General features: G+C 44.6%; 13 protein-coding genes. 4 read left to right on the top strand and 9 right to left on the bottom strand.

Annotated features, from left to right (window positions below):
• Positions 1 to 256: 256 nt before the first annotated feature.
• The 6 genes from JYB63_RS10095 to JYB63_RS10070 form a co-directional block, all read right to left on the bottom strand.
• Positions 257 to 1,144: a zonular occludens toxin domain-containing protein gene (locus JYB63_RS10095; RefSeq protein ID WP_205657724.1), complete on the bottom strand. Its 888-nt coding sequence runs from the start codon at positions 1,142 to 1,144 to the stop codon at positions 257 to 259.
• A gap of 2 nt (positions 1,145 to 1,146) precedes the next feature.
• Positions 1,147 to 1,518 (bottom strand): DUF5455 family protein, encoded by a 372-nt coding sequence (locus JYB63_RS10090; protein ID WP_205655696.1) that lies wholly within the window; start codon positions 1,516 to 1,518, stop codon positions 1,147 to 1,149.
• 2 nt (positions 1,519 to 1,520) lie between these two features.
• Entirely contained in the window at positions 1,521 to 2,687 is a 1,167-nt protein-coding gene (locus JYB63_RS10085; protein ID WP_205657723.1) for a hypothetical protein, read from the bottom strand.
• 162 nt (positions 2,688 to 2,849) lie between these two features.
• A complete protein-coding gene (locus JYB63_RS10080) occupies positions 2,850 to 3,116 on the bottom strand; it encodes a major coat protein (protein WP_205657722.1) in 267 nt (88 codons plus the stop codon).
• A gap of 362 nt (positions 3,117 to 3,478) precedes the next feature.
• On the bottom strand, positions 3,479 to 3,781 hold the full coding sequence (locus JYB63_RS10075; RefSeq protein ID WP_205655700.1) for a hypothetical protein: 303 nt from the start codon (positions 3,779 to 3,781) through the stop codon (positions 3,479 to 3,481).
• 151 nt (positions 3,782 to 3,932) lie between these two features.
• A complete protein-coding gene (locus JYB63_RS10070) occupies positions 3,933 to 4,145 on the bottom strand; it encodes a hypothetical protein (RefSeq protein ID WP_205657721.1) in 213 nt (70 codons plus the stop codon).
• Between the two features lie 105 nt (positions 4,146 to 4,250).
• On the opposite strand from JYB63_RS10070, the gene JYB63_RS10065 reads away from it, so the two are divergent.
• Entirely contained in the window at positions 4,251 to 4,595 is a 345-nt protein-coding gene (locus JYB63_RS10065; RefSeq protein WP_205657720.1) for a hypothetical protein, read from the top strand.
• Positions 4,596 to 4,728: 133 nt separating this feature from the next.
• Here the strand turns inward: JYB63_RS10065 and JYB63_RS10060 are convergent, their stop codons facing one another.
• The 3 genes from JYB63_RS10060 to JYB63_RS10050 are packed head-to-tail and all read right to left on the bottom strand — an operon-like array spanning position 4,729 to position 5,614.
• Positions 4,729 to 5,151 carry a hypothetical protein gene (locus JYB63_RS10060; protein ID WP_205657719.1) on the bottom strand — a complete coding sequence of 141 codons (423 nt, stop codon included), beginning with the start codon at positions 5,149 to 5,151 and terminating at the stop codon, positions 4,729 to 4,731.
• Positions 5,139 to 5,381, bottom strand: a complete 243-nt coding sequence (locus tag JYB63_RS10055) for a Cox family DNA-binding protein (RefSeq protein WP_205657718.1) — start codon at positions 5,379 to 5,381, stop codon at positions 5,139 to 5,141. Before JYB63_RS10055 ends, JYB63_RS10060 begins: the two co-directional genes overlap by 13 nt.
• A complete protein-coding gene (locus JYB63_RS10050) occupies positions 5,381 to 5,614 on the bottom strand; it encodes a MerR family transcriptional regulator (RefSeq protein ID WP_205657717.1) in 234 nt (77 codons plus the stop codon). Before JYB63_RS10050 ends, JYB63_RS10055 begins: the two co-directional genes overlap by 1 nt.
• A 156-nt stretch (positions 5,615 to 5,770) precedes the next feature.
• Between JYB63_RS10050 and JYB63_RS10045 the strand changes: the two genes are divergently transcribed.
• From JYB63_RS10045 to JYB63_RS10035, 3 genes are all read left to right on the top strand, one after another.
• Complete coding sequence (locus tag JYB63_RS10045) at positions 5,771 to 6,049, top strand: hypothetical protein (protein ID WP_205657716.1); 279 nt, start codon at positions 5,771 to 5,773, stop codon at positions 6,047 to 6,049.
• Positions 6,050 to 6,509: 460 nt separating this feature from the next.
• A complete protein-coding gene (locus JYB63_RS10040) occupies positions 6,510 to 8,849 on the top strand; it encodes a KAP family P-loop NTPase fold protein (RefSeq protein ID WP_205657715.1) in 2,340 nt (779 codons plus the stop codon).
• A gap of 315 nt (positions 8,850 to 9,164) precedes the next feature.
• The gene (locus JYB63_RS10035) at positions 9,165 to 9,566 is read left to right on the top strand and encodes a hypothetical protein (protein ID WP_205657714.1); all 402 of its coding nucleotides are present in this window, start codon (positions 9,165 to 9,167) and stop codon (positions 9,564 to 9,566) included.
• Positions 9,567 to 9,582 lie beyond the last annotated feature (16 nt).

The following is a 9,582-nucleotide window of genomic DNA, read 5'->3' as shown; positions in this document are numbered from 1 at the left end:
AACGCTGAAAATGTTGTTTGCTCATTAGATGCCCCTAATGTGTATCGAGTTGTTTTAGGTTGTATCGGGAATGTTGGTTAGTTTTATCAAACGTGCTACACAGGCCGTTTCCGCGCCCCGCGTGCTGTCCTCAGGGATGCTGCGCACCCATCGTCCAGCCCACAGGTCGTGTAACAGACTGTAGAGCTACTTTGCGGCAGCTGCGCAGTCGATTGCTGATACCTCAATAACGCCTCATCCACAGGCTTTCGCTGCCTCATACAGGTGGCTCGATGAAGTAACGGCGCAGAGATGGGAATACAGTGATCACGCAGAACGCGATCTCAAATAACAGTGTGATTAATGCCCGCTCTAACCGCTTCAGCAGAGAGGCTTTGAGCGGCAGCTTATAACCGGCTAAATGCCATGGGGTTAACAGGCAATGCAGCCCGGCGTTCTCATGGTGGTTGATAGCCCAGGTGGGTGAGTAATCAGGGCTCAGTGTTTGAGCTGTGTTGTAGATCATCTTCACAGCGCTGGCGGAGTAGTTGCGCACTTCCAGTACTAAGCCGTCTGTGGAATAGCCATCCCTGAAGGTAACCCGGTGTATCTTAGGGAAGGTCAGCGCTTTACCGGTAATGCGCCGGAACAGACCACCAATAATAGGGATCGGGATGCGTGACATGTCTCTGCAGTAGCCTGTTTCCTGTGCCAGTCCTTCCCGAATCTGCTTATCCACCATGTCGATATGTTGGACAATGAACCATGCATCCCAGCCTTTCTTACGGAGTAGGACCAGGAACTGAATCATCCGGGTGCGGTCTTTACTGGCGAAGTTACGAGTGTTCAGGAACTGCGCGAGTTCATCTAACAGCAGCAGTGAGTTCTGGTTTTCATCGTAATCAGGACCAGGGCGATAGGAGCCGTCCGGGCTGAGTACGAGGGTAGGATTCCCCAGGGGAAGCATTTCCAGATCTTCCGGTGTTGGGTGGTCTGGTAAGCGGTAGATCCGGGTATCTTTGTTGTACTTGTCAGAGAAGTTTTCCGGGTACAGGTCGACATTGGTGGCGACCATCTTTTTCTTCTTCAGGCACACTGCCGCATGGCCCACCGCCACCAGTGTTTTACCTGTCCCCAACTTGCCGGTTACAAAACGAAATTCCATGTTCAGCCTCCAGGAAGTTGTGGTCGGGAAAGGAAGCCTGATGCGTTAGAAGGCGGACTGACAAACATACCGCCGTAGATCAGCATCAGGTGATAATCCAATACAGAGCGAGCAATGCGGGCCGTGATCAATGCGGCAATACAGATTGGCGCCTGCGCCGGCACGAACCATGACATCGCAATGTCGAGATAGTCATTGGTGAAGAAGTTCAGGGTGCCAATGGCGCCCTGTACCACCACGAAGAAGGTGGAGACACCGGTGATGATGGCCGCGATGAGCATCATCTTGTAGGCGATATCCATACGGTGAGCGGATGCTGCCGATGAGAAGCCGGCTTCAAACAGGTTACGCAATAATTCCGATAAGCGGTTCATAACTATACTCCCGGTTTACGGTTGCCCAGGATCAGCCAGGCAATGCCGAACATGGTGATAACGGAGATAAACCAGCCGGTGATTTCTTTCATTTCACCTAACTTGCGGCACTGAGATCTGGATGGAAACAGCACTGATGCCCCTTCCCAGTCGAAGGTAATGGTTCTGCAGGATGATGAGTAAGAGAGACCAAAGTCAGGCAGGCTGAAGTCAGGTAGATCAGGCAATGAGCCAAAGAACAGGGTTAACGGGTTGTAGTCTTCCGGCCGGGTATATTTATCATCCGTAGGCGCATCTACTTTTACTTCTGTTTCATCGATCTTAATCGGATCGACAACCGTAACCTTTTGGATGTTTTCTTCTGTAGCCGATTCTCTGCCCGTTTCCTCAACAGTAGCTGACTCCAAGCCTTCAGCGAGTCTGATGCGGTCAGCTTCAGCCTGTAGCGCTTCAGCCAGTTCAGGTGTAATCAACGGAGATCCTGCTAAATCTTCAAAGAACTGACGCCGCTGAGCAGGCGTTAGTTGATTAAACGCTTCAATCATAATGTCGTTTTGCACATCCAAAGGAAGCGGTTCACCAGGTACCATAGGTACTGTTTCGTCTATACAAACAGAGTAATTCCGTGGCGGATTAGTGCAGGAACGTTTCACAGCCTGGACATATTTAGAATTCGTGCCACGGCTGCACCATGTTCCACCGGCAGAGGCTATTCCATAAACAGAACCAGCGGCACAGGCTTCAGAAGCGGTTTTTCCTCTTAGTGGTGGTAAGCCATAGACTGGTGCTTCCCAATAATATCCTGCGGTGTATCCCGGATCAGGTTGTTCTTGCTCAGTGATCTGTCCTCTTAATTCATTAATGACGTACCCCGCAGCAGCGGCAGCAGCAAGTGCAGCGGCTTTTAAAGCCTGTTGTGCCGGATTACCACGCTTGGTCATCTCAAGCAGTTTCTTAGGGTTATAGGTCACCCGCTCTGTTCTGAAGGTTTCTTTGCCAGAAGGAAACCGGACACGGCTCGTGGAGTAGTCCACTTTAATATTGCCCCGTGAGTCGACATCCACGCCGGTGACTTGCTTCGGTCGAATCGTAACGGATGTATCCTGTGCAAATACGGATACGGGAGAAAGCAGTGAGAACAGCGACAGCAGTAATAGTAGTTTACGCATATATCTCACCCCTGATCCTGATCACGGGCCAGTCGCCAGAAGATCACGGCGATCAGAAACCCAATAATGAATAACGAACTCATAACGACACCTCACAAAATCCAGAGGTAAAAAAAGGGGCGCGGATAGCCCGAGCCCCTTTGAAAGCCGGGCTTAACAGATTTAAATCTGTGAGCCGAAGCGCTTGAACAGTTTGAAGATAACCAGCGCCCCGAAGAGCGTGATCACGACTGGCCAAACCAGGTCAGCCAGATCCAGACCATCCTGTTGAATCGCAGCCAGCTGTGTACCGATCGCAGCCGGTAACGCCGCTGCAGCTTCCTGCATCGTCATTCCCATCGCGATAAAACCGGCCACCACTGAGCGGACTTTTTTGTTAGCAACCAGAGTGCTAACCGCGGCATTTTGCTTCTTCACAAAATCAGGCATAGGAGCCTCCTTTACAGTTTTTCTAACCATTGTTTGAAGTACGTTATAAGGACAGCACTGCCCCAGCCGAGTCCGAACGCCCCAAGAATGTGGCCGCTGTACTCAGCGAGAAATTGATCTAACGCCAAACCAACCTCCCATTCATCGCATCGAGCCGGCCACGAAGCCTAAGCAGTACGCGAGGCCTAACGTGGATTGCACGATGATTGAATTTGTTTCCTCAGAGACTTCGGCGAATATCTCAGCGCTTTCGGCTTGAGTGAGCGCGAATGCGGGATCACTGAAGGCCAATACGACAAAGATGCTGCCGAAGAAACCGAGGAGGAAAAATTTCATAGGATTAACCTAAGCAACGTGTCTGCTTAAGACTGTGCAGGGCGCTGCTTAGCTGCTGCTTCAGTCTTTGGCTTAATCGACACCAGCTTGAAGGCCATCTTCTGTTGAGCGCCTGCTACGGGCTTGGCAACGATGTCGCACTCGCACGGCAGCACGTTACGTAGTTGCTCAACCACGGTGTAGTCAGCGGTCATTTTCATGATCTCTAAGCCGCATACGTCCGGGTTCTCGCCGTCGCTTGGTTGGGTCAGGAAGATGGATGCACCCTGGTTGCCGTCCATGCTGTAACGTTTGGCCTGAATAACAGTGCCGGTAAAATTCATGTTCATAATGTTCACCTGTAAATGTTGGGTTTGCGCAGCGCAGAGCGCGGCAGGTCTTCTACGTTGAGTAAATCGCTGTAATCCCGATCCGGGAGAACAGCAGGTCTAAAGTTGTGAAAAAGGACGACTCCACAGGGGCAGAGACCCAGATCAGCGTCTAGATCAAAATCATTAACAGCACGGCAACTCTCGCAGAGGAAAAATCGTCGTGCAGATCGCTGACTACTGATTGAATTAGCCCTTTGCGTTCTGCTTTTGTCTGACTGTCGCCCCAAGCCATCCAGAGCATGCCAATCAACAGCATCTGCCTGATGGCGATCAGTGCGAGGACGTAGAACAACGGAAGGTTGTAAACAATTGCACTGTCCATTTGTGCCTCCACATAGTAGGCAGTAGCCACGTTCAGCAGCGGAGAGGATGTCTGAGCGTTTCATCCGTGTGTGCATGTCGACTCCCTGTCGTTGCGTTGTTCGTTATGAATGCTGATGCATTCGTGATGGCCTCTTTGCCGGCCGGGCAGGCTATCCGTCTGAAGTGGAATGCTTACGGGGCATTCAAATCCATCCGGACAGCTTTATATATGGCCGTGGCCCATGCAGTTTTCGCAGAGGGTGGAATGGCCGGCAGTATCAGTGATGTCGCCGAAGCCCTCGCATTCACTGCATTCGTTGCCTTCTTCTGTGGCATAAGGCTTGAAGACTTGCCCGGTGCCATCGCAATACATGCAATCATTTCCGTATTCCACCGTTCCGGTGCCACTGCAGCAGTTGCAGTCACTGGCTTCCATGTTCATATGTGCGTCCTTGTATGCCGTGAGTAACCCGCTCATCTCCGGCATGAGTAAGTAAGCGGGGGCAGTTTTTTACACGGATGCCAGCCGTTAAATTATCGTGGAGAGGGCATTCCCCACGCCCCTGGTGCTGAGTGATGCAGGCTGTCTGTGGCCAGATGCATCAGTTCAGCACCTTCAGTGGAGTCGGTTTGCGGCACTTAAACAGCTGGATGTGATGTCGCACGGTGCTAAGCCGTACATGCCATACAGAGAGCTGAAACAGTGCCTGATCGTAATCGGCGTCTTCTAACAACACGTCGTCGAAAACGTTGTATGAAGCAAAGGCATCGCCGTGATGTTTATAGGGTTCCGGTCTGACCCGGCCGCCAGCAATGAGGCGATTCACCATGATGTATTTATGTGCCGGGCCTTTAATGACCAGACGAATGCCAAAGCCGCCAGAGAAGTCGAGCTTGATCTGTGCGCCCTGCAAGCAAAGTGCGTAAACCTCGGCAGCAATGTCGGCGATGCCTGCTGCCAGTTCTGTCTGCTGTGCGCAGTTCGGATTAGTCACGGGCAGTTTTGGGAGTGTTAGCTGATCCATGCCGCAGCCTCCTTTTCACAGAGTTTGTACAGCGCAACAAGGTTGATATACCGGGTGGGGCGTTTGCCCTCCCCTGCTGATGTCAGCTGTACGGCCGGTAATTCTTCGCGGTCTAACATGCCGCGAACGGATGATTCAGATACGCCGGTGAGTTCAGCGAACTTGCTGGCGCGCATGATGGGAACAGCGACCTTTTTTAAGGTTTCCAATGTGGTAACGGAGGTATTCATTAATACACCTCCGCTTCTATGGCCTGTTTGCCCAGTGCCATGAGATTAACCAGCACCTGTTTACCTTGGCGTATTACAGGTATGCGGCGGTCAGCCACCTGGGAGCGGACAACAGAGAGTGAGAGGCCTGTTCGGCGAGCGTATTCCTGAACGGTGACTGCCGGTGCATCGACCAGTATGACGCGGCTTACGCCTATCACCTGGCCCGGTGAGATTTGTACTTGAGCTTCCATGCCTATATCCTCAAGATTAAATTGATAAGAAATTACTTCTAATCTTTTTCGGAAAATCTAACGCTAGAAATCTAGAACCCCTCTAGACGTATTTTCTAGCCAAATAAATGATATCAAGGATAGATCATTTGTCTAGACAAATTTTCTAATTTCTAAATGAATATTGACGACAGAATTCGCAAGCTACTGAATTTTATAGATTTAAGCACTGAAGATTTAGCAAGAAAAACTGATACAAAATATGGCAGATGGACCACAATACGAAAAACAGGTGGTAGAGCAAGAGCAGAAGAAGTAGAAATCTTATGTAAACTCTATCCTCAATTTCAAATGTGGATTGCTACTGGAGAAACTCTTCCAGAAGCTGGACAAGTAAGTCCGGAACTAGAACAGATCGTCGAGAACTACGAAGAAACAGGGATGGATACACAATAGCGCAAAGGATTAGGGAACGCTGGCTATCCTAGCCAACGGGGCGCGTGTACAAGGACTAAAGGAACAGGAAAAAAAACATGAAGAAAAAATGGAGCTTACTTCTAACAGTATTACTGTTTTCCTTAATCTTTATCATTCCACTGTTCCTGGATAAAAACTCGTTAGGGCCACATCTCAAGTTCCTCTATGTAACTTTATTCTTTATAAGCGCTGTTTTGGGTCTCTTCAGTACATTTATTTCACTCTTCTATAAGTTTATTTTTCAGCACGACCCCGTTTTCAGAAACTACTTAGCTGACAGTAAGATATTCCAGTTTATGATCTGGCAAGAATTACAGAAAACAGAAAGAAAAGAAGAGGCTCACCCCATACTATTAAGTTCAAGAAAATAAATTATTTTATTCATAGAATAAAAGTACATTTAAAACCTAATAACATAGTAATAAACAAAGCGAATTATATGATCTGCAAAATCTGCCAAAAGAAAACATTCTTAAACTGGGGCAATGCAAAAGAAATACTCTGTTGTGATCACTCGTCAGATTTAGAGGTTGAAAGTACAAATAAACCACTTCCAATGAAAAGAAAAAATTTTATTTATTCCGATCAACCAATCGACTCTTTTCAAGAGGACTTACTTAACCGCCAATTCTTCTGTCAAAATGTATCCAACATCATCAATAATTGGCACCTTGAACATAGCTATGTAATTTCTATTAACGGTGATTGGGGTAGTGGTAAAACATCTGTAATGAAGCTAATTGAATTAAACTTAGAGAGTAGCAATATTGATAAGATTCACTTTTCACCGTGGCAATGGTCCAACCAAGCCTCTCTACACAGCATTTTTTTTAATGAGTTATCAACAGCCATAGGTATAAAAGACAAAAGTAAAAACGGTGATAAGCTATCAAAGCTTCTTAAAACATATGGCAATTACTTATCTACAGGAGAACTTGTCACTAATAGTTTAACATTAGTAATCCCTGGCGTTATATTAGCTGCAACAGGATTATTAAGTTATTTCTCCGGTCCTACAGAAACAACATCAGCTATAATAACAGCCTCTGGGCTACTGATGATAGCATCACAATCTTTAAAAAAAACAAAAGACCTTTTGCTCAAATGGCAAAAAAACATTGAGTTATATAGCAAACACAATAAAAAAAACCTAGATGAGATTAGAAATACCCTAAGTGAATCTTTGTCAAAAAGAGACAACCCTATATTAATTATTATGGATGATTTAGATCGACTGGAAGAAGATCAGCTAAGGATGTTATTCCAGATAATCAAATCAAACCTAGAGTTCCCAAACATTATTTTCGTTCTACTATTTCAACGAGACATTGTTGAAAAAAAACTTACAACCCAAAACTATCACGGCAAATATTATCTAGAAAAAATCATACAATTCCCGCTTAATCTTCCTCCACCCAATCAAGAAACAATTAGCAACATTCTCTTCGAAAGAATTAATTCAATACTTGATATTTATCCAAAGTCAAAAGACACATTTGATAAAAATAGATGGATTTATATTCATGAATCTTGTTTAAAGAATTATATAAATAACATAAGAAGTTTAAACAGATACATTTCAACCTTAGCTTTTTCATTCCAAGCATTTATAGGAAGAAGCTCTTTTGAAGTAAATATAATTGATCTCATTTCCATAGAATGCATTCGCTTGTTTGAGCCTGAAATCTACAATGAAATAAAAAATTCTAAAGACATCTTAGTTAAACAATCAGACAAGTCGTTATCAAATGGCGAAAAGGATCATATAGAACACGAATCCAAGAAATTACTAGATAGAGCCACTTCAAGAAAATTCATAGAACCATTAGTATTAGAACTATTTCCTGTTTTAGACTCTATACTATATAAACCTAGAAATAATTATTTTTCATATAGTGAAGCACACATGGATGCAAGAATATGCCATGAATCACACTTCAATAAGTACTTTGAACTAATATCACATCATAATAATATAAGTGTATCTGACTATAATGATTTCATAAGCGGCATTAACGCTAGAAAAAATCTTGATGAAATCATTAAGAAGCATATACATGAGAATAATATAAACGATATGCTAAGCCATTTAATCCTCCACATCCCCAGTTTCAACCAAGACATAGTCAATCGAATTATTTTGAGTATGATTAAGCTTGGTGAGGGATATTCAAGAGAATCTAACAGTCTTGCAAAAATAAGTACAAAAGAATTAATTTTAAACATCACTTCTCAATGTCTCTACACAAAAAGCAATAGTGAAGAAAGATATTCCATAATAAAAGAATCGCTCTCAGAAACACCGTTCCTATCGGTAATTGAATCCATCTTGCAAGAAGAAGAAAATAGAAGACAAAATAATTATGATAAACTTATCTTCTCTGAAGACGACTTTATAAAAGCAAAAATAAAATTCATCGAAAAAATCAACTCTCTAGCAGGCGATGAAAACCACAACTTATTAAAATATTCACACTTTGGATCTTTAGTATATAGATGGGAAAGATGGGGAAATTCAGATAAAGTATATAATTGGATTGATATCAAAATAGATGAGTATGAAAACTGCATACTATTAATTAATCACTTTATCAAGAATGGTTATCAAACAAGACTATCCTCCAAAAAGAAAACATTTACAAAAACAGTGGACTTAAAATCTCTAACACAGTTCGCAAACATATTCAAAATAGAGAAAATAATAAACAAGCATAATGTATCAGAAGATAATGAAGTCATCTCATTATTTAATAAAGCGATGAAACAAACCTCAGTATAATAGCTATAAAAACATTATAGTTTCTGGTTACTTGATATCCGCCCTGAAGGACGAGACAACTAACGTCAGCATAAGAAGTTCAATACCGAAGCTGGAACACAAAGGTATGAGCTTCATATTGAATCGCTAACCGCTCTGGGAAAAGCCTGGAAGCCGAATGGTGATACCCGGCGGTTAAAGGATCTAGTTGAGGCCCAGTGCAGCAATCACAGTGCCTCTGAAAACATCAGCATCGCTAGATAGCAAAAACCTGTATAAAAGCTGCTAAAACTGGTAAAAGGACTTACAAACCACAGGATATGGATAGGCAGTGGTATGGCTATTGATGATCGCGACTACTATAAGAAGCAGCTTATCGAGAAGCTGGACAAACTTGAAGCTGATGAAAGGCGCAGTGCAAAAGGCTTAAAAGGACGCTTCAGAGAAAGCCGTCTGGCATATGAGAAAGACGACGTTCAGTCTAGGCCATCACCTCCCCCTGCCACTATGGACGCTATCCCCGACCAGCCACGCTATCGGAAAGCCCCTTGGTCTCTGTATGAAATCATACTCTATCTGGCCATTATCATTCTTGGTTTGAAGTTTCATAGCAACTTCAAAGCAGCATTCGTACACGCACCAGACCAGTATTTATGGTTTAACGCCAAGATAGCAGGGGTTTGTCTCATTGCTATTGTGGTTATTCGCTGCACCAAAACAGCATTTCACAAACACTAACACAGCTCATCAACAG

This window comes from Aliamphritea spongicola (assembly GCF_017051665.1).
GTDB lineage: Bacteria > Pseudomonadota > Gammaproteobacteria > Pseudomonadales > Balneatricaceae > Amphritea > Amphritea spongicola.
This window is presented reverse-complemented; position numbering and strand designations above follow the sequence as displayed.